At 58.4% G+C, this 17795-nt stretch carries 21 protein-coding genes; 6 read left to right on the plus strand and 15 right to left on the minus strand.

Annotation, left to right across the window (positions count from 1 at the left end; all coding sequences use genetic code 11):
• Positions 1-18: 18 nt before the first annotated feature.
• The 4 genes from AC0V60_RS12885 to AC0V60_RS12900 all read right to left on the minus strand — a co-directional run bounded on the left by AC0V60_RS12885 (position 19) and on the right by AC0V60_RS12900 (position 2700).
• Positions 19-1245 (minus strand): efflux RND transporter periplasmic adaptor subunit, encoded by a 1227-nt coding sequence (locus tag AC0V60_RS12885; protein ID WP_486178852.1) that lies wholly within the window; start codon positions 1243-1245, stop codon positions 19-21.
• 284 nt (positions 1246-1529) lie between these two features.
• Positions 1530-1799: a GlsB/YeaQ/YmgE family stress response membrane protein gene (locus tag AC0V60_RS12890; RefSeq protein WP_486178853.1), complete on the minus strand. Its 270-nt coding sequence runs from the start codon at positions 1797-1799 to the stop codon at positions 1530-1532.
• A gap of 156 nt (positions 1800-1955) precedes the next feature.
• Complete coding sequence (sciP, locus tag AC0V60_RS12895) at positions 1956-2255, minus strand: CtrA inhibitor SciP (RefSeq protein ID WP_486178854.1); 300 nt, start codon at positions 2253-2255, stop codon at positions 1956-1958.
• Positions 2248-2700 (minus strand): hypothetical protein, encoded by a 453-nt coding sequence (locus AC0V60_RS12900; protein ID WP_486178855.1) that lies wholly within the window; start codon positions 2698-2700, stop codon positions 2248-2250. The genes sciP and AC0V60_RS12900 overlap by 8 nt, the downstream gene beginning before the upstream one ends.
• Before the next feature lie 224 nt (positions 2701-2924).
• Here AC0V60_RS12900 and mnmA point away from each other — a divergent pair, with 224 nt between their 5' ends.
• Positions 2925-4097: a tRNA 2-thiouridine(34) synthase MnmA gene (mnmA, locus tag AC0V60_RS12905; RefSeq protein WP_486178856.1), complete on the plus strand. Its 1173-nt coding sequence runs from the start codon at positions 2925-2927 to the stop codon at positions 4095-4097.
• Between the two features lie 76 nt (positions 4098-4173).
• Here the strand turns inward: mnmA and AC0V60_RS12910 are convergent, their stop codons facing one another.
• Positions 4174-4560 (minus strand): hypothetical protein, encoded by a 387-nt coding sequence (locus tag AC0V60_RS12910; RefSeq protein WP_486178857.1) that lies wholly within the window; start codon positions 4558-4560, stop codon positions 4174-4176.
• On the opposite strand from AC0V60_RS12910, the gene AC0V60_RS12915 reads away from it, so the two are divergent.
• A complete protein-coding gene (locus AC0V60_RS12915; protein WP_486178858.1) occupies positions 4559-5719 on the plus strand; it encodes a serine hydrolase domain-containing protein in 1161 nt (386 codons plus the stop codon). The genes AC0V60_RS12910 and AC0V60_RS12915 overlap by 2 nt on opposite strands.
• On the opposite strand, the gene AC0V60_RS12920 is transcribed toward AC0V60_RS12915, so the two are convergent.
• On the minus strand, positions 5720-6544 hold the full coding sequence (locus tag AC0V60_RS12920; RefSeq protein ID WP_486178859.1) for a PhzF family phenazine biosynthesis protein: 825 nt from the start codon (positions 6542-6544) through the stop codon (positions 5720-5722).
• A complete protein-coding gene (gene pdxH, locus AC0V60_RS12925; protein ID WP_486178860.1) occupies positions 6541-7203 on the minus strand; it encodes a pyridoxamine 5'-phosphate oxidase in 663 nt (220 codons plus the stop codon). The genes AC0V60_RS12920 and pdxH overlap by 4 nt, the downstream gene beginning before the upstream one ends.
• A 234-nt stretch (positions 7204-7437) precedes the next feature.
• Between pdxH and AC0V60_RS12930 the strand changes: the two genes are divergently transcribed.
• Genes AC0V60_RS12930 through AC0V60_RS12945 form a run of 4 tightly spaced genes read left to right on the plus strand, consistent with a single transcriptional unit; the run spans position 7438 to position 11327 of the window.
• Positions 7438-8430: a DnaJ C-terminal domain-containing protein gene (locus tag AC0V60_RS12930; protein WP_486178861.1), complete on the plus strand. Its 993-nt coding sequence runs from the start codon at positions 7438-7440 to the stop codon at positions 8428-8430.
• Between the two features lie 13 nt (positions 8431-8443).
• Complete coding sequence (locus tag AC0V60_RS12935; RefSeq protein ID WP_486178862.1) at positions 8444-9505, plus strand: YihY/virulence factor BrkB family protein; 1062 nt, start codon at positions 8444-8446, stop codon at positions 9503-9505.
• The gene (gene fabI, locus AC0V60_RS12940; protein ID WP_486178863.1) at positions 9502-10308 is read left to right on the plus strand and encodes an enoyl-ACP reductase FabI; all 807 of its coding nucleotides are present in this window, start codon (positions 9502-9504) and stop codon (positions 10306-10308) included. The genes AC0V60_RS12935 and fabI overlap by 4 nt, the downstream gene beginning before the upstream one ends.
• Before the next feature lie 5 nt (positions 10309-10313).
• Complete coding sequence (locus AC0V60_RS12945) at positions 10314-11327, plus strand: NAD-dependent epimerase/dehydratase family protein (protein WP_486178864.1); 1014 nt, start codon at positions 10314-10316, stop codon at positions 11325-11327.
• Here the strand turns inward: AC0V60_RS12945 and AC0V60_RS12950 are convergent, their stop codons facing one another.
• The 8 genes from AC0V60_RS12950 to AC0V60_RS12985 form a co-directional block, all read right to left on the minus strand.
• Positions 11328-11975 (minus strand): hypothetical protein, encoded by a 648-nt coding sequence (locus AC0V60_RS12950; RefSeq protein ID WP_486178865.1) that lies wholly within the window; start codon positions 11973-11975, stop codon positions 11328-11330.
• A gap of 102 nt (positions 11976-12077) precedes the next feature.
• Positions 12078-12599, minus strand: a complete 522-nt coding sequence (locus AC0V60_RS12955) for a demethoxyubiquinone hydroxylase family protein (RefSeq protein WP_486178866.1) — start codon at positions 12597-12599, stop codon at positions 12078-12080.
• A 29-nt stretch (positions 12600-12628) separates the two neighbouring features.
• A complete protein-coding gene (locus AC0V60_RS12960; RefSeq protein WP_486178867.1) occupies positions 12629-13078 on the minus strand; it encodes a disulfide bond formation protein B in 450 nt (149 codons plus the stop codon).
• A 45-nt stretch (positions 13079-13123) separates the two neighbouring features.
• Positions 13124-14527: a S41 family peptidase gene (locus AC0V60_RS12965; protein WP_486178868.1), complete on the minus strand. Its 1404-nt coding sequence runs from the start codon at positions 14525-14527 to the stop codon at positions 13124-13126.
• A gap of 138 nt (positions 14528-14665) precedes the next feature.
• A complete protein-coding gene (locus AC0V60_RS12970) occupies positions 14666-15895 on the minus strand; it encodes a murein hydrolase activator EnvC family protein (protein ID WP_486178869.1) in 1230 nt (409 codons plus the stop codon).
• Positions 15896-15900: 5 nt separating this feature from the next.
• Complete coding sequence (locus AC0V60_RS12975; RefSeq protein ID WP_486179497.1) at positions 15901-16323, minus strand: 23S rRNA (pseudouridine(1915)-N(3))-methyltransferase RlmH; 423 nt, start codon at positions 16321-16323, stop codon at positions 15901-15903.
• 284 nt (positions 16324-16607) lie between these two features.
• A complete protein-coding gene (rsfS, locus tag AC0V60_RS12980) occupies positions 16608-16985 on the minus strand; it encodes a ribosome silencing factor (protein ID WP_486179498.1) in 378 nt (125 codons plus the stop codon).
• A gap of 159 nt (positions 16986-17144) precedes the next feature.
• The gene (locus AC0V60_RS12985) at positions 17145-17795 is read right to left on the minus strand and encodes a nicotinate-nucleotide adenylyltransferase (RefSeq protein WP_486178870.1); all 651 of its coding nucleotides are present in this window, start codon (positions 17793-17795) and stop codon (positions 17145-17147) included.

Consider the following 17795-nt stretch of genomic DNA (forward strand, 5'->3'; position numbering starts at 1 on the left):
CGGGGGCCTCTCAGATACTCACTCGGCCTCGTTACTTTTAGCGCCGTCTTCTTCTTCACCCTCGCGTCTGGGGCTGACGGTTTCGCCCGGGTTCAAAAAGCCGCCAGCGCGAACCACAATGGCCTCATCGCCGTTTAGCCCCTCGGCAATGGCAATACCGTCTGGCGTGACCATGCCTGTAACAACCGGAGTGCGGATAGCCTTGTTTTCGTCGTTCACGATATAAACGAAGCTGCCTTGGTCATCTGCAAGAACCGCACTTTCCGGAAGAACGGTCGCGCTGACGGTGCCGCTGTTGATTGTCGCTGTGGCAAATCCGCCGGGCCGCAGTTCTGGCTCGAATGAAAGCGCGATCCGGGCTGTGCCCTGACGTGTGCGCTCATCAACCACTGGCGATAATTGCCACACCTGGCCCGCAAAGCTCTTGTCTGAGCCTGCTGGCGTGACACTAGCCGAAACGCCCACGGAAAGCGCGGCGAGCTGGGTTTCGCCAAGCTCTGCGAGCATTTCGAGCTCTCCGCCGCGCGCGATGGTGAACAAAGCGCCCGAAGCGCCGCCTACGGTTTGGCCAGGTTCGACATTGCGTTCAAGCACGTAGCCAGATGCAGGGGCGGTCACATTAAGCCGGGCGTTTCGCGCTCTCAGCTCTGCGAGCTGTGCCTGCGCGACTTTGATACGGGCCATGGCCGAATCGCGCGTTGCCGATAGCCTATCAATTTCGGCCTTGGAGATGAAGCCGCGCTCGACCAATTGCAGCGCGCGGTCAAGATTGGACTGGGCAAGCTCAGCATCAGCGCGGGCCACACCAATCTGTGCTTCTTGTGCGGCGGCTTGCTGAAGTTGTACCGACCGGTCAATCACCGCCAGGACCTGCCCGCGCGCGACCCAATCGCCAGCGTCCGCCCGCACTGAAAGGACTCGCCCGCCTTCGCCCACAACGCCAACCGGCATTGGACGCCTTGCAGCGAGAGTTCCCGGCGCCTCCACCGCGCCGTTGACCGCCGTGCGGCCGGGCGCAATAACCGTGACGACGGGAGCCTGAGAGTTATCGTCACCTGACCCAGCGGGCTCACCGCCCGCAAGCGCGAAATACGCCCCAAGGGCAAGCAGCAAGGCCAAAAGAACGCCGCCCGCAATCAGCAAATTACGACCAAGGGATGAATCTTGCCGCTCTTCATGCTGGGCCGATGCATCCGCAGGAATCTGATCCTGCGCGCCGGCTGAAATGTTGGTCGCATAATTCATGCGGTTTGCCTTCTAACGGTATCGCCCAAGATAGGTTGAGCCTGCTTCAGTGTGTTGTAGATATAACTCACCATGCGCAATGGTCTTTAACCCGCCCACAGAAAAGCGCAATCCGTACCTCGACAGGTGACTTTGAGCCTAGACGAAGTGCGTGCCGCCGTCTTTGCCCCTTTACGCGCGGTGAAGCGATAAAAACAAAGGCGGCGCAGAGATAAACTCTACGCCGCCATTTTGTTCCAAATCGCACACCCGGTATTCCGGGAGCTAATTAAGGTGTCGCTGGTTTAACCGCGAACCCGTCCACGTTGGATGAGGTTGAGGACGCCAAGCAGTACGACGGCGCCAACCACAGCAACAATGAGCCCTGTAAGCGAAAATGACTGAACGCTGCCGGAAATGCCCAAAAGGGGCCCTGCGATCATATTGCCGACCACAGAACCGACACAGCCTACAACGATATTCCAGAAAATGCCCATCGACGCATCTCGGTTCATAACCATGCTGGCCAGCCAGCCAGCAACCCCGCCGACGATAAGTGCAATAATCCAACCCATAATATATCTCCTTTCCCTCAATATACTCGGAAGAACCCAGGAGGTTCCAAATGAGGGTTCAGGACATGGGATAACACACTTATGCGAATGAGAAGACAGCAATGATATCAAAACGCTGAGACGCCAGTTTTGGACCGGCATACGCTTTGCGGTGGATCAATATTTCAATTGGCGCTCATAAAGGTCGCGGTAATGCTGGATGCGAGTGACCCTTAGGCCTTGCATACCGGAACGGTCGACAGCACGCTGCCATCCGGCGAATTCTTCAAGAGTAAGACCATAGCGCTCAAGCACTTCGTCGATCGTCAGCAGACCGCCATTAACGGCAGCCACGACTTCAGCCTTACGGCGCACAACCCACCGTTTGGTGGAGGGCGCCGGAAGATCATCAACCGTAAGAGGCTCCCCGAGCGGGCCAATCACTTGTGCCGGTCTGATATCCTGATTTTCAATCATTACAACTCTCTCGCATCGCCCGGCTTGCATCGCGTGTTTGCGATGTGTCCGCACTGTCATGGTGCGCAAAGGGAACGTCTCGACCCCCTTCTTGCTTTACAATCTGATACATACCGGACGAGGTTTTTCGGCCCTCTAAAGCAGTAGGGTTAACACCGGGTTCATCATCCTCATTCGTCCGAAAAAACCGTGCCGCTGCATCCGCAAATGCGAGGTCTTTGGCGCCAGTTTGGGCTCCAATATCCTCGCGGAGCAGCTGCCGAAGATCGCGCGCTGCACTCAGCCGTGCGGTTAGTTCGCTCCATTCAATGGTGCGCAAGGGAGGCGTCTTTGCCTCTTCTTTTGCGCTCTCTGTATACGGTGCCTCATCCTGCGCTGACCAGCCCATCGCCGACGTGCGCGGCGAGGCAGCGCTCGCCGAATCGCAAGCTACAGAAGGGATCATTGGAGGCTTCGCCTTTTCGAACATGGGCCATGGTATACACAGCGGTTGTCAAAATGTGGTAAAACCGGGCTTTACCTCTGCTTAGGAAAAGTGCCGGGAGGCAGAGCAACGCTGTGTTGCCATTGATTAACGAGCGAGAAACACGTGTAAAATCAGAAGTCTTGCCCGTAAAATCGCATAACTGTAGTCAATCGCAAATGCGCTCACTATATGCTGCTGCGACCATGAAATCGTCAGAAACCCATACGCTCAGCCCCACATTTGGGCTCGATACGGCCGCTTTGTTCGATCTGCCGCGCCCTGCTTCGCAGTGCCGAATCGTCGTCGCGATGAGCGGCGGAGTCGATTCATCTGTTGTGGCTGCGCTTGCCGCTGACACCGGGGCCGAGGTGATCGGCATCACCTTGCAGCTTTATGATTATGGTGCAGCGACTGGACGCAAGGGCGCGTGTTGTGCCGGCGATGATATTTCTGATGCGCGCGCTGTTTGCGACCGGCTGGGCATTGCGCATTATGTCTTCGATCATGAGAGCGCCTTTAAAGAAGACGTGGTTGATCAGTTCGCAGATGAATACTTAGCAGGGCGCACGCCCGTGCCATGTATCCGCTGCAATATGGGCCCTAAGTTCACCGACCTATTCCGTATGGCGCGCGAGCTGGGCGCAGATTGCCTAACGACGGGACATTATGTGCAGCGGCTCGAGGCCGAAGGCGGCCCTCACCTTTACCGTGCACAAGACCCGGCGCGTGATCAATCGTACTTTCTGTATGCAACCACGCAGGAGCAGCTGGACTACATCCGTTTCCCGCTCGGCGGCCTGCCAAAAACGCAGGTACGTGAGCTTGCCGAAGCCGCTGAGCTGCGCAATGCAATGAAGCCTGACAGTCAGGACATCTGTTTCGTCCCCGATGGCAATTACGCCAAAATCGTGACCAAGCTTCGTCCCGAGGGCGGCGTCCCGGGCGCTATCGTGCACGCAGCCACCGGCGAGAAACTGGGCGAGCACAAGGGCATCGTCCACTACACCGTCGGCCAGCGCAAAGGCCTTGATATTGGCGGGCAGCCAGAACCGCTTTATGTGATCAGCCTTGATCCAGACACGCGCGAAGTTCGCATCGGACCCAAACGCATGCTGGCTGTCGAAAGCGTTGAAGTGATCGAGACCAATCGTATTGGCGCTATCGCGGATGGGGCTAAGCTGACAGCCAAAGTGCGCAGTCTGGCCAAACCAGTGCCGATCACGCTTGATGGGCCGATGGGCGATGGTGCGACGATCCGCATTCATTTTGCAGCCCCTGAGTTTGGCGTTGCGCCGGGGCAAGCGGCGGTCATCTATGCTGATGATCGGGTTATCGGTGGCGGCTGGATCGATAAAACCACTTCGGTTGCAGGATAACTGGGTCGAAAAATGACTGGGTCGAAAAATGACTGGGTCGCGGAATAATTCGGTCGCAGCAAAAGCAGTGGCCTAACTACCCTTCCCACTTGTCGAGAACGCAGCCATAGCCCTCGCGATTTGTGGCCGTTGTCGCATTAACAAAGGGGATGCTGGCGGTAACGCTTTGCGCCTCGGGGTTTTCGCTGAGCGCCACCATCTCCATGCCAGCAAGCTTGTCTTTGGCGCAATCGTCCAAATCGCGGCCCGCGACGAACCTGCAAGAGCATGCAACACGCGCGGCGTAGCTGGTGCTCACCCCTGCATAGCCTTGGATGGGACCACGGTTGAACCACGCCAGCACAGCGATTGCTACAACGACTAGGATAGCCGCGATCAACACTGCCTTGGGCAAAGAGACGCGCTTTGAACCTGCTGAATTTGCCATTGCTTTGACCGTGTCCTTGTCCGATTGAGGGGTCATGACCGCTCGTTCAAAGCCTTCTATCGCCCTCACCGCGCTTCTTCCAGTGTTTGGTATCGGCCTTGCCTCTTGCGGCGACCGATCTGAACAGCCGCCCGCTGAACAGCTGCCTCCGCTCAGCCAAGAAGCGCTTGATGCGGTGAGCCGCGATGCGGGCGCTCCGATGGACCAATTGGCGCGCGCAATCGACGAGCTTTTCACGGCAGAGGGGATAGGCGAAACGCGCGCTGTGTTCCTCATGGCCGATGGCAAGGTCGCCGCTGAACGCTACGCGCCGGGATATGACGCCGAGACGCGTCACATCAGCTGGTCTATGGCCAAGACGGTCACCGCCGTTCTTGTCGGAATGCTTGTTGCCGATGGCCTGCTGAATGAGAAAGCGCCCGCCCCCATCCTTGATTGGCAGCGCAATGGCGATCCGCGGGCGGACATCACATTAGAACACCTTCTGCAAATGCGCAGCGGCCTTCGCCATACAGAAGCGGGCGATCCGCCATATGAAAGCGCCGAGGTGCGCATGCTGTTTCTCGATGGCCGGGACAACATGGCCAAATGGGCCAAGGAACAACCGCTCGAAGCCGAGCCGGGCGAGATGTTTGAATATTCCTCCAACACCACGGTGATCCTCGCCGATATCGCCGCGAGTGCGCTGACCGACAACGATGATCCTGACGCGCGCCGCCTGGCTGTGGCAAACTACCTCGAAGAGCGCCTGTTTGGGCCGCTTGGTATGACCTCCATGGTGCCTGAGTATGATGCGGCGGGCACTTTGATTGGCGGAAGCCTGATGCATGCCAGCGCGCGCGACTATGCCAAGTTTGGCGAATTTCTACGCGATGACGGCCGCGCGCCATCGGGCGAGCAATTGGTGCCCAGCCGCTGGGTTGAAAAGATGCTGTCGCCCAGTCCAGCTTCATCGCATTATGGCTATCAAATCTGGCTCAACCGCAACAACCCCAATCTCAAATCGCCGCATCCCCTGCTCCCAGACCGCGCACCGCGCAGCCTGTTTTCGCTCATCGGCCATATGGGGCAGTATGTGCTTGTCTCTCCAGAGCAAAAGCTGACGCTGGTGCGGCTTGGCCATTCGGACCGTGAGGAACGCCCCGCGATGCTGCAAGAGGCTGCCGACGTGCTGGCACTTTATCCCAGCGAATGATCAAAGGGTGAACTCTCCCTTCACAACAGTTACGCAAGGGCCGCCTAGCCAAACGCGGTCCCCCGCGATGCGGCAGGTGAGCGATCCGCCGCGTTTGCTCGCTTGATACGCGGTGAAGTGATCGCGGCCGAGCTTTGCGGTCCAATAAGGCGTAAGCACCGCGTGCGCGCCGCCTGTCACCGGGTCTTCGTCAATACCGTAAGCGGGCACAAAAACGCGGCTCACTATATCAGTTTCATCGCCCAGCGCGGTGCAAACAAACAGCTCTCCCCCCAACGCGGCAAGTCCGCGAAAATCAGGATCGAGCGCGCGGATCGCTGCCTCATCGCTGTAAAGGAACAGATTGTAGCCGAGTTCGCTTCGCTGCACGGCGATGGGCTGCCCGCCAAGAAGCGAAGCCGCTTCGACCCATTGCACCGGTTCAGTTTCGATCGCAGGCAGGCCGACTTCGTAGACTTCACCTGTTCGCCGCACTTCGAGAATGCCTGCCTCGCGGGTGCGGAACGTCACTTTCCCCCCGCCGGTTTGTAAGCCGGCGATCTCACTGAGCAGCACATGCCCGCTCGCCAATGTGGCATGGCCGCACAGGCGTATCTCTGAACTCGGCGTAAACCAGCGAAGCTTCCAATCAGCCTTGCCCGTTTCATCGCGCACGAGAAACGCGGTTTCGGCAAAGTTGTTCTCAGCCCCGATATTGACCAGCACTTCATCAGGGAGCCACTCGTCCAGAACCATCACCGCAGCCTGATTGCCGCCGAAAGGGGCATCGCTGAAGGCATCAACATGCCAATAGGGGAAGGAGCTAGTCACAGGTTTGGGGTTCACGGGTAGAGCAGCGTGTCTTTCCAGCCGTCTTCAGTGCGCCTGTATTGGCGCCGATCATGGAGACGGTTGTCGCGGTCGATCCAGAATTCAATCCGGTGAGGGCGAAGGGTGAAGCCTGTCCAATGGGGCGGACGCGGAACTTTGCCAGCCGCTTCGTGCGCGCCCCACAATGCCTCGACCCGGTCGAGATAGTCCTGCCGCTTTTCCATCGGCTGCGATTGAGCACTGGCAGCGCTTCCGACCTGGCTGCCATAGGCGCGCGAATGGAAATACTCATCAGCACGCTCGGCGCTCACCTGTGCCAAGGGTCCTTCGATCCGAATCTGACGGCGCAAGCTCTTCCAATGGAACAGCAGGCTCGCTTTCATATTCCCGCGTATTTCCTCGCCCTTGCGGCTCTCGGCATTGGTGAAGAAGGTAAAGCCGCCGACACCGGTTTGGCTTTGATTTTCATGAGGCCCATGGCCTTTCAAAAGCACCATGCGAACAGATGGCATCCCTGCCTTGGTCGCGGTTGCAAGCGCCATAGCATTGGGGTCATTGGGCTCGCTTTTCTGAGCTTCGGTAAACCATGTGTCAAACAAGCCATAGGGGTCGCTGCCAGAAGGGATCACACTGTCTGCCAGTTGCGCTTCATTGAGCTTAGCGGCGTCAATCATGAAATGTGTTCCTTTTTAGATGCTTGATCAAAGTTTGGCACAATTGGTACACTGTTCAGGGAGCAAAAAGTTTCTCCGCTCGAAAGCGGCTGCAAAATGTTCGGCAAAAGGCGGCTCCAATGGGTCATACGAGGCGAAATAGGCACTGGAGGCGCGGTAGGAAAGATATTCCCAACTTACACAATGCACGTTAGGTGGTTGCGCCTCTCAAGCGCCTCACCTAGCTAAGACACCATGCGCGATCCTTATTCCACACTTGGCGTTCAACGCACAGCTTCTGAGAAAGAGGTGAAGAGCGCCTATCGCAAGCTCGCAAAAGAACTGCACCCCGACAAGAATAAGGACAATCCCAAGGCGGCTGAGAAATTCTCGGATGCAACCAAAGCCTACGACCTCCTTTCTGATAAAAGCAAGCGCGCGCAATTTGACCGGGGCGAGATTGACGCTGAAGGCAACCCGCTTAACCCCTTTGCCGGAATGGGTGGCGGAATGGGTGGGGGCCGCCCCAGAGGCGCTGGAGCCGGATATGGCGGCGCGCGCGGCGGTTTCCGCGATTCCGAATTTCAGGGCTTTGGCAATGACGACATGGACCTGGGCGACCTGTTCGAGGGCTTGTTCGGCGGCGGACGCAATCGCACCGCAGAGCCACCACCACGGCGCGGGTTTGGCGGCGCGAGAACCCCTCCGCCCAAGAAGGGCGCAGATATCCAATACCGTCTTGCGGTGCCCTTCGTGGATGCAGCCTCTGGCGAAGATCAGCGGATCACTCTGGCCGATGGCAAGGCGATCAGTCTGAAGCTTCCCGGAGGCGTCGAAGACGGAACACAGATGCGGCTAAAGGGAAAGGGGCATTCGGGCCCCGGTGGTTACGGAGACGGGATCGTAATGGTTGAAGTTGCCGCGCACCCCTTTTTCCGGCGCGAGGGTGATAACATCCGGATGGACCTTCCAATCACGCTCGATGAAGCGATCAATGGCGGCAAGGTCAAATGCCCGACAGTCGATGGCCCGGTTATGCTAACGCTCAAACCGGGAGCCAATGGCGGTACGGTGATGCGCCTTACCGGCAAGGGCTGGACCAAGAAATCGTCGAGCGCCGACAAGCCTACACGCGGTGATCAGCTGGTGACGCTCGAAATCCAGATGCCGGAAGAATTGGGCAAGCTCAAAAAGAAGCTGGGTGATTGGAAAGACCCAGCAAAGCCGCGCGCCAAGTTCGGGCTCTAGACAGATCACACAAATGACCGAAGCTTTGGAACAAGGCACCCCTCCCGAACAAACGGATGAGCGGACGGATAGCGTGACCGAGCTCCGCTCGCTCTCGCCCGAAGCGCGGCGGTTGAGAGCGCTCAAACAGCCGCGCCCGCTTGCCTCAAATCCGGAGCGCACTGGCCCGCACTCTGGCGCGCTCGGACGCCTGGCGCGCTATGCGGGGCCAGGGACACGGGTGTTCGAAATCGCAAAGCGCACTGCGGCTGGTACTTGGCAGGATGGGTTTATCCATGCCGGAAATCTTGCCTATCTTTCAATGTTGGCAATCTTCCCGTTTTTCATCATTGGCGCGGTTCTGTTTGAGATCCTTGGCGGGCGTGATCGCGCGTTGGAATTGGTGACAGCGGTGCTTATCGCAGTGCCGCCGACGGTCAGCAGAGCCATCGGACCTGTGGCCGAAGAAATCGTGGATGCCCCGCAAGGGTGGCTCTTATGGCTCAGCGCAGGGGTGGCGCTGTGGACGGTCTCAAGTCTGATTGAAACGATCCGCGAAATCCTGCGGCGTGCCTACGGTACAAAGGCGCAGCTGACCTTCTGGCAGTCGCGGCTGTTTTCAGCGGCGCTTATTCTGGGGGCAGTAATCATGCTGCTCATCTCGCTCATCGCAAGCGTGCTGATCGGGACCGTGCAGCAGTTCATCCTCAGTTTCTCGCCGCAATTCTCCGAGGCTTTGACCGGGCTGCGGCTGTCGCGGATCATCCCGGCGCTCGGTCTTGGCGCGTCATTATACATACTTTTCTGGTCGCTTACCCCCACGCGCTATAGGCACAAGCGTTATCCTAAATGGCCTGGGCCTCTCTTTACCGTCTTGTGGTGGCTGGGAGTGACAGCGGCGATGCCTCCTCTTATGCACGGGGCTGTCACATACGATCTCATCTATGGCAGCATGGCCGGGATTATCATTGCACTGTTCTTTTTCTGGCTCGTCGGGCTTGGGCTCGTTATCGGAGCAGAATTGAACGCAAGCCTTGCGGAACCTGAATGCGAATTGGCGGTTCCAGACGCAAACAATGAGGACAAGAACGCATGACCAAACTTATGGAAGGCAAGAAAGGTCTCATTATGGGGCTTGCCAATGACAAGTCGCTTGCGTGGGGCATTGCTCGGCAATTGGCAGAGCACGGGGCAGAGCTTGCCTTTTCCTATCAGGGTGATGCCTTGGCCAAGCGCGTGAAGCCTTTGGCAGAAAAGCTTGGCAGCGACTTTACCTTTGAATGCGACGTATCTGATATGGCCTCGCTTGATGCAGGCTTTGACGCCATCAAGGAGCGCTGGGGCGTTCTTGATTTCGTGGTCCACGCCATCGGTTTCTCCGACAAGAACGAGCTGCGCGGTCACTATCTTGACACGAGCCTCGATAACTTCCTGATGACGATGAACATTTCGGCCTATTCACTGGTCGCTGTGACAAAGCGGGCGGCGGAATTGATGCCGGAGGTAGGCGGGAGCATCCTTACGCTGACCTATTACGGCGCAGAGAAGGTCATGCCGCATTACAACGTCATGGGCGTTGCGAAAGCCGCGCTTGAGACGAGCGTGCGCTATCTTGCTAACGACCTTGGCCCCAGAAACATCCGGATCAACGCGATCAGCGCCGGCCCGGTGAAAACCCTGGCAGCTTCGGGGATTGGCGATTTCCGTTATATCCTCAAATGGAACGAACTGAACTCGCCCCTGCGCCGCACGACCACTTTGGAGGATGTGGGCGGCTCGGGGCTTTATCTCCTCTCGAACCTGTCCTCAGGCGTCACTGGCGAAGTGCACCATGTCGATAGCGGCTATCATACAGTGGGTATGAAGCAGGTGGATGCGCCCGATATCTCAGTGGTTTAGAGGCTGTGCGGACTGTCCTCGTCACCGGGTCCGCCGGGTTTATCGGCTACCATTTGTCTCAGGCGCTCTTGGACGAGGGTTTCCGCGTTGTCGGCTATGATGGGCTGACCGATTATTACGATGTGGCCCTGAAAAAGCGGCGGCATCAAATGCTGCTCCAAAACCCAAACTTCACCTGTAAAGTGGGCATGCTGGAGGATTTCGACACGCTCCATACCCTCGCGATGGATGAGAAACCGGATGTGATAGTCCACCTCGCTGGGCAAGCCGGTGTTCGTTACTCGCTGGAGAACCCGCGCGCTTACCTCGACGCCAACTTGGTGGGCACGTTCAATGTCATGGAATGTGCGCGCGAGTTGGAAGTGGAGCATCTCCTTATGGCTTCCACCAGCTCAGCCTACGGCGCGAACACTCAAATGCCGTTTCACGAGCAGCAACAAAGCGATCACCAGCTGACCTTTTATGCCGCCACGAAAAAGGCGAATGAAGCGATGGGGCATTCCTATGCCCATTTGTGGAACCTGCCGACCACCATGTTCCGTTTCTTCACGGTCTACGGCCCCTGGGGACGCCCGGACATGGCCTTGTTCAAGTTCACTCAAGGCATCTTGAACGGCGATCCGATCGACGTTTACAACCATGGCGAGATGCACCGCGACTTCACTTATGTCACTGATCTTGTGCGGGGTATTCGGCTGTTGATTGACGCTAAACCCGTCCGCCCTGAGACGCCCGAAGACATCCCCGAATGGGACTCGCTTTCACCCGCCGCGCCTTACCGCGTCGTCAATATCGGGAACAGCGACACGGTAAAGCTCACCGATTTCGTCGATGCGATTGAAGCGGAATGCGGGCGCGAGGCAATACGCAACTTTATGCCGATGCAAAAAGGCGATGTGCCAGCAACATGGGCCGATGCGAGGCTCTTAAAAGAACTCACCAGCTACACGCCCAAAACCGACGTGCGCGAAGGGATCAAGCATTTTGTCGCATGGTACCGCGACTATTACCAAGTGTGATTAGCTAGAGCCGTCTGGTGCAGGAGAAGGCTGAGGGGCCAGCTCAGGATCGGGTTTGGGAGCTGGTTCGGGGGCCGGTTCAGCAGCTGGCCCGTCGGTGAGCGCCGGAGGGCCTTCTTCGCCCGGCAGCGCTGCTGAACGCTCACGCTCCAAACGCTCCAGATATTCGCGCTCGATCTGCTCCACGCGGGTTTGTTCAGCGGCCGCATCGCCGTCAATCGTGGAGAGCCGGTCCTGGCGTGCTTGCTCGATCAGCTGAGCAAAACGCAGACCTTCGGACTGCTCTCTCTCAGCAAAAGCAGCCTCAACAAATTTCTGGGTGCATCCGGTAAAACCGCCGGCCCCCGCCGGACTGCAAGAGAACGCTCCAAATTCGCCGATATAGCGCACTTTTTCAAACTGTTGCGCCTGCGTTTGATTTCCGAGCGAACTGCTTGTGCGCAAGGTGGATGGGATCCGGTAGCGGTCCGCTTCAACCACGATCTGGCAAACAACGATCTCGTTCTCATCCGTCTGCTCGGGGCATTCATCTTCACTATGGGCGATGACCATATTGACCCTGTCGCCTGCCTGACCTTGTGCTGCCACCGGGGTAGCGGCAAGCGCAGCGAAGGGTGCGATGATGGCAATGCGTGCGAGTGTCGACATGATGTTTCCTATCGGGGGCAAAGTGTGCGGTGGCTAAGTATGTGGGGGCAAGTGTGTTGCTGCATTAGATAGCAGCCGCTGAACGCTGACTGAAGAGGGTTTTTACACCCGCTCGCTCACCTTGATAGCAATCTTGCAGCCCAGACGGATTGCGCCGGAAAGCAGCGGATAGGCCGGGGCCCTCTCTGCCCCATGCTCCAATGCGGCATCGCGGTGCTCGCGCTCTTCCTCGCGGAATTGCTCGATCATTCCGGCAAGTTCGGGCTCCGAATTGGTTTCAGCAAGACGGTCCAATTGCTCGGAATAATGCTTGTCGATTTCTTCTTCGACAGCCGCCGTGCACGCCATCGCTGCCTCGGGCCCCAAAAGAGCCGTGCCCGCACCAAGCGCGTAGCCTGCAACATGCCAAAAAGGTTGCAAAGCGGTGGGGCGCACGCCTCGTTCAGCCATAAGCTCATCAAATTTGGCGCGGTGGACCGCTTCCTGATCGGCCATATGGCGGATTTCCGCGGAGTGAGGACCACGGTCGCCCATGACCGCGAGCTGGCCTTCGTAAATGCGCGTTGCGCCAAATTCGCCAGCTTGATCAACGCGGATCATACGGTGCAATTCATCACGGTCCATCAAAAAACCCTTCTAAAGTTCGCAGGATGCTAGTCCTTATACGCAGCGAGCGCCACAACAGCCGCACCGCCCAGCGAAGAAATGAGGAAATTCCAGCCCGCGAGCGAAATGCCAAAGAGCTCCCAGGGGGCCACATCGCAGCGTATCAATGAAACGGAAAAATCAGTTACATCAACTGTGCCAACCGGCGCGGTGCAACCGGTAATGCCTTCCCACCAGCCGTACTCGACCCCTGCATGAAACCCTCCGATCAGGCCAGAGGTGATAATCGCAAGGCCGGCCAGCGCTGCCCAGACCCTTGGCGGGCGGGCAGCCAAAGAGACAAGCCCAAATGCCAGAGCGGCAAAGTGGGGATAGCGCTGCCACCAGCACATCTCACACGGGAAAAGACCAAAAACGTGCTCAGCCACATAGGCCCCAGCAAGTAAGCCTGCAGGAATGAGCACAGCAAAAGCGCGCGACAGGTTCAATCCATTCATGCGTGCGATTTAGGGTCCGATTGCCGCTTTGCCTAGCGGCCAATCCTACCCGCGAGAATTCAGCGCGACCGAACTCGCTGTGCTTCGGCGCAGTGTCTCCAAGGCATAATGCAATTGAAAATCCTCAATGCCTTGTTCTTCCAATTGCTCTGCGGTGAGCTGGAAGCGCGGATCGGCAATCGTGTCCTCCACCATCTCTTCATCGGCCACCCCAAGATCATTAACGAGGTGCCCGCGAAGATCGCTTTCGCGTGTGCGATATTTCTCGCGCAGCGCAAAGTCGGGATCGGACAGCTGCGGAACGCGGATATCGGGCGCAATGCCGCCTTCCTGCACTGACTTGCCCTTCGGCGTGTAATAACGCGCCGTGGTGAGCTTAAGCGCCGAGTTTGATCCAAGCGGCAGGAGCGATTGGACAGAGCCCTTTCCAAAGCTTCTTTGCCCCATCACCAAAGCTCGGCCATGATCTTGCAAGGCGCCTGCGACAATTTCTGATGCGGATGCAGAGCCTGCGTCGATCAACACGATCATCGGGATATCGCGCGCAATCTCGCCCATGAAAATCTGGGCTTGGCTGCGGCTGATCCGGCGGCGCAGATAATAATCGAGATCATCGGCCTGAAAGTTAAAGGTCTCTCCCCAGCCGCGCCCGCGCTGTGAAACAATCTCGCCTTTTTCAAGGAACAAGTCGGTCAGTGCGACCGCTTCGTCAAGACTGCCCCCCGGATTGGAGCGAAGGTCAAGCACAAGCCCGCCCATGCGGCCGGTCGCCTCGGTCTGAAGCGCTTGCCAAGCCTCATATACGTCCTTGCCGACGTCGGCGGAAAACTCATTGACCGAGATGTGCCCGATATTGCCCGATTGCAGCTCATAAGTGACCGGCTCAAGCTCAATAACGCCGCGCGTCACAGTCAGCTCTAGCGGTTCATCGCGGCCAGGGCGGAAAATGGTAAGATCAATCGAAGTGCCCGCTTGTCCGCGCATCTGCGCCACCGCATCATCCAGATCACCGCCGACAATAAGCTTGCCGTTGAGGTGCGTGATGAAGTCCCCGGCTTTGATACCTTCCTTATCAGCTGGGCTGCCTTTGAACGGCGAAATAACCTTAACCGCGCCCTCTTCTTGGATAACGGACAAGCCGAGGCCAGAGTAATTGCCGTCAATCAGCGTGTTGAGCCGGTCGAGATCGCTGCCATCGAGATAGGCGCTGTGCGGGTCGAGCGCGCCCAGCATTCCGTCAATCGCGCCTCGCACCAACACTTCGTCTTCGACCGGCTCCACGTAATTGGCCTGAACCCGCTGCATAATCGCAAAGATCTTGGCGAGTTCTGGACCTGCCCTTCCATCGACCTGCGCCATGGTGGCGGTGGTGGCGGGGACAAGCGCGACAGCGGTAACCAATGCAGCGCCGCGCAAAAAGGATGTGACGGATAGACCGGCGATTTTCATGATGGGCGAGATGCTCCTTGTCTGTTGGAGTAGATGTATAGGATGCGAGGCCTGAACGCCAGATGAGAGCCACGCGCGGCAATACACTGTCTCGGGCTGGGGCGAAGCTTGGTTGGAAATGGTAGAGCAGACGCTCAATTAACCAAGGTAATTGAGTGGGTTAACCGGATCTCCATTGCGCCTTAGCTCAAGGCTGATCGGTTCTTTGCCCCCGCCCGCGACCCCCAATGGCGCGCCGCCAATGACCTCATCGCCTACTTCAACTTCGGTCCGTTGGAGCCCTGTGACGAGCGAAGTCCAGCCTCCGGGATGCTCGATTATCACGATTCGCCCAAACCCGCGATACGGCCCTGCGAAGGCGATTCGTCCCGCGCTTGGCGCCACAACTTGGGCCGAGGGGGCAGGAGCGAGCGAAAGGCCTTTTGAGCGTAGGCCGCTGTCTCTCACCTCGCCAAACCCTGCAAGTGTGCGCCCTTGAACGGGAAGCTGGAATCCCGGCGGGCGGGCGGTGTCTGTGGCCGTCGCAGCGGGCGCAGGGTTTTCTTCCATAACCCTCGCCGACAGATCGGCAGGCCGCGCAATGGGTCCGGGAAGCGCGGCGAGCTCAGCGCGCAGTTCGGCCGCCTCGCCCAAAGTATCGACCAGCCCATCAAGATCGCGCGCCTCTTCTGCCAAGGCCAATGCCCGCTCGCTTTCGCGCACTGCATTGCTGCGCGCCTCGGTCGAGGTGAGCCTTTGCTGCGCTTCCAACGCCGCAAGCTGAGTGCGGCGGGTTTGCAAATCTTCTTCAGACGAGCGCAGATTTTGCAGCACCCGTGCTGCGCTGCGTTCAAGGCGGCGTCCTTCATCCAGCTCTGCACGCAAAGCCGCAGTGCGGGTGCGTATCTCCGGCACCGCCGAGGCAAGAACCGCGCGCACATAGACCAGGTCCTTGAGCGATCCGGGCTGGAGCGCCGACAAGGCAAGAGGGCGGCGAGCGGTGGTCTGCAGGGCTCCGGTCAATCGCACCAAAGGCTCGCGCCGATCTGACAGCCGTTTGGCCAGCTGTTTGCGATCGTTTTGGACAAGGGAGAAGCGCGCGCGGGCTGCTGTGATTTTGGCTTCTTCGGCCTGAATGCGCGCAGCCATAGCGGCGGCTTCGCGCGCGGTTTTGTCGGCGGCCTCGCTTGCCTCCTCGGCTTCGGCTGCAAATCGGTCGGCCCGCGCTTCTGCACGCTGGCTTTCGCGCGTCGCCCTTGTGAGTTCAGCCTGCGCCTCTTCGGGTTCGAGCAATGGTACATCGCGCTGCGCCCAGCTGTGCGGGACAGCCGCCAGCAAGGCGATTGTGGCAGCGGCGATAGAGCCAAGGATGAGAAGAGATTGGCGCATGGGAGCTACCCTGCCCGATGATAGGGATGCCCTGCAAGGATGCTTGTCGCGCGGTAGAGCTGTTCCATCAGCATTGCGCGCGCCAAAAGATGCGGCCAAGTGGCAGGGCCAAAGGCATACAGCAGGTCAGCATCAGCGCGCTCAGCCTGAGAGTGACCATCAGCCGCGCCCAGCACAAACCGGACCTCGCGCGTGCCGGTGTCGCGCCAGTTTTCAAGCGTAGAGGCGAGCTTTTCGGAAGGCAGCGCCTTACCGCGTTCATCCAAAAGCACCGTCTTATGAGGGCTTTGGGGAAGAGGCACTTTTCCCCCGGTTTCGGGAAGCTCGGTGAGCTTCACCGGCCAAGTGAGCCTCTTTTCATAGCGCGCCACCAGCTCCGCCTCAGGCGAGCGAGCAATTTTACCGCGAGCGATGATATGGAGGAGGATGGTGAGGTTCCTTTTGAAGGGTTTTGTTTTAGGCACCCCTATCCGGGGGTGCGTCCTCGCTAGACGTCCTTCCCCCGGATCAAGTCCGGGGTGCGGACCCGCTGCGGGCGGGTGGTCACCCTTGCGACGCCCTTGGCGCCGAGCCAGCGCTACATACAAACCCGGTCACGGAGCACGGTTTCGCCAGAAATCGCAAGCCCGACTGGGCGCTCGCAGGTGCCCCGAAGCGGAGCGGAGGGAATAGCATCGAGGACGCTCACCCGGCTGGGTGAGCGAAAACCGAATTACGCCCGGCCCTGCCGCATTTCGCCGCCGTCAAATGACCACATGCGCTCCAGGTTGTAGAAGCTGCGCACTTCGGGGCGGAAGAGGTGGACAACCACATCGCCGCAATCGACCAGCACCCAATCAGCTTGAGGCAGGCCTTCGATACGCACCGGACCAAAGCCCGCCTGCTTGACCTTTTCAGACAGTTTCTGCGCAATCGCAGCGACTTGGCGCGAAGACCGGCCGCTGGCGACCACCATGTGATCGGCAACCGAGCTCTTGCCCTCAAGCGGGATCGAGACGATCTCAGCTGCCTGATCATCATCCAATTGGCTGATCACGAGCGCATAAAGATCATCGGCAGCTTCGTTTCCGGTTTTTGAAGTCTTATTCATAGCGTGAACCACCTTGAACGGCGAATTGTCTGCGCCGACAGGCGGCGCTGTGTTTGCCTGTGTCATAGGCTTGAGGGTGTCTCCTGATTGTGGATGAAACTTGGGGGTTGGTATGGCTTTTGCCAAGGTGTTCGATGTGCGAAAGGGTGATCAGAACCCTCATGCAGTCAATTCCTGAATAGGCTTGAACGTCAATCTGTCTGTGAGCGCGCTCGTCTCGCTAAATTCGTCGGCCCAATCGGCTTGCTGACCGCGAATTGCGGTAGCGGAGCGATGATCAGGGTCAAAATGCAGCAACACCAGTGCCGGCGCTCTCCCAAAGCTGTCTCGCCCCTTCTTGCGGAAAGCCGGTACAGACACGGAATAGCGTCTGAGCCAGGCCATGGCGGGGCTCGTCATAGCCTCTCTCGTATAGCCCGGACGCGCGATGACTGCAATCGGCATGGTGCGAGCGATGGTGCGCCAATCTTTCCAGCGGTGAAACTGCGCCAGATTGTCCGACCCCATAAGCCACACAAACCTGCGCGATTTGTAGCGGTTTTGAAGCGTTCTTAGAGTGTCCACCGTGTAGCGGGTTTTGAGTTGAGTTTCGATTGCAGTGGGGACGATCGGTGCGCGTCTGGCCTGCTTATGTGCCGACCGGAGCCGCACGGCTAAGGGCGCCATACCCGCCTTGGGCTTCAAGGGATTACCCGGCGAAACCAGCCACCAAGCCTCATCCAGACCCAGCGCATCAATGGTGAAGCGTGTGATTCGGCGGTGCCCGCCATGCGCGGGATTAAAACTGCCGCCTAAAAGACCTGTCAGCAT

It is taken from the genome of Erythrobacter sp. S259, from assembly GCF_057364965.1.

Coding starts and splice junctions, on each gene's coding strand:
- AC0V60_RS12885 (WP_486178852.1), bottom strand. CDS start 1,245: ATGAATTATGCGACCAACATTTCAGCCGGCGCGCAGGATCAGATTCCT.
- AC0V60_RS12890 (WP_486178853.1), bottom strand. CDS start 1,799: ATGGGTTGGATTATTGCACTTATCGTCGGCGGGGTTGCTGGCTGGCTG.
- sciP (WP_486178854.1), bottom strand. CDS start 2,255: ATGATTGAAAATCAGGATATCAGACCGGCACAAGTGATTGGCCCGCTC.
- AC0V60_RS12900 (WP_486178855.1), bottom strand. CDS start 2,700: ATGATCCCTTCTGTAGCTTGCGATTCGGCGAGCGCTGCCTCGCCGCGC.
- mnmA (WP_486178856.1), top strand. CDS start 2,925: ATGAAATCGTCAGAAACCCATACGCTCAGCCCCACATTTGGGCTCGAT.
- AC0V60_RS12915 (WP_486178858.1), top strand. CDS start 4,559: ATGACCGCTCGTTCAAAGCCTTCTATCGCCCTCACCGCGCTTCTTCCA.
- AC0V60_RS12910 (WP_486178857.1), bottom strand. CDS start 4,560: ATGACCCCTCAATCGGACAAGGACACGGTCAAAGCAATGGCAAATTCA.
- pdxH (WP_486178860.1), bottom strand. CDS start 7,203: ATGATTGACGCCGCTAAGCTCAATGAAGCGCAACTGGCAGACAGTGTG.
- AC0V60_RS12930 (WP_486178861.1), top strand. CDS start 7,438: ATGCGCGATCCTTATTCCACACTTGGCGTTCAACGCACAGCTTCTGAG.
- AC0V60_RS12935 (WP_486178862.1), top strand. CDS start 8,444: ATGACCGAAGCTTTGGAACAAGGCACCCCTCCCGAACAAACGGATGAG.
- fabI (WP_486178863.1), top strand. CDS start 9,502: ATGACCAAACTTATGGAAGGCAAGAAAGGTCTCATTATGGGGCTTGCC.
- AC0V60_RS12950 (WP_486178865.1), bottom strand. CDS start 11,975: ATGTCGACACTCGCACGCATTGCCATCATCGCACCCTTCGCTGCGCTT.
- AC0V60_RS12955 (WP_486178866.1), bottom strand. CDS start 12,599: ATGGACCGTGATGAATTGCACCGTATGATCCGCGTTGATCAAGCTGGC.
- AC0V60_RS12960 (WP_486178867.1), bottom strand. CDS start 13,078: ATGAATGGATTGAACCTGTCGCGCGCTTTTGCTGTGCTCATTCCTGCA.
- AC0V60_RS12965 (WP_486178868.1), bottom strand. CDS start 14,527: ATGAAAATCGCCGGTCTATCCGTCACATCCTTTTTGCGCGGCGCTGCA.
- AC0V60_RS12970 (WP_486178869.1), bottom strand. CDS start 15,895: ATGCGCCAATCTCTTCTCATCCTTGGCTCTATCGCCGCTGCCACAATC.
- rsfS (WP_486179498.1), bottom strand. CDS start 16,985: ATGAATAAGACTTCAAAAACCGGAAACGAAGCTGCCGATGATCTTTAT.
- AC0V60_RS12985 (WP_486178870.1), bottom strand. CDS start 17,795: ATGCTGACAGGTCTTTTAGGCGGCAGTTTTAATCCCGCGCATGGCGGG.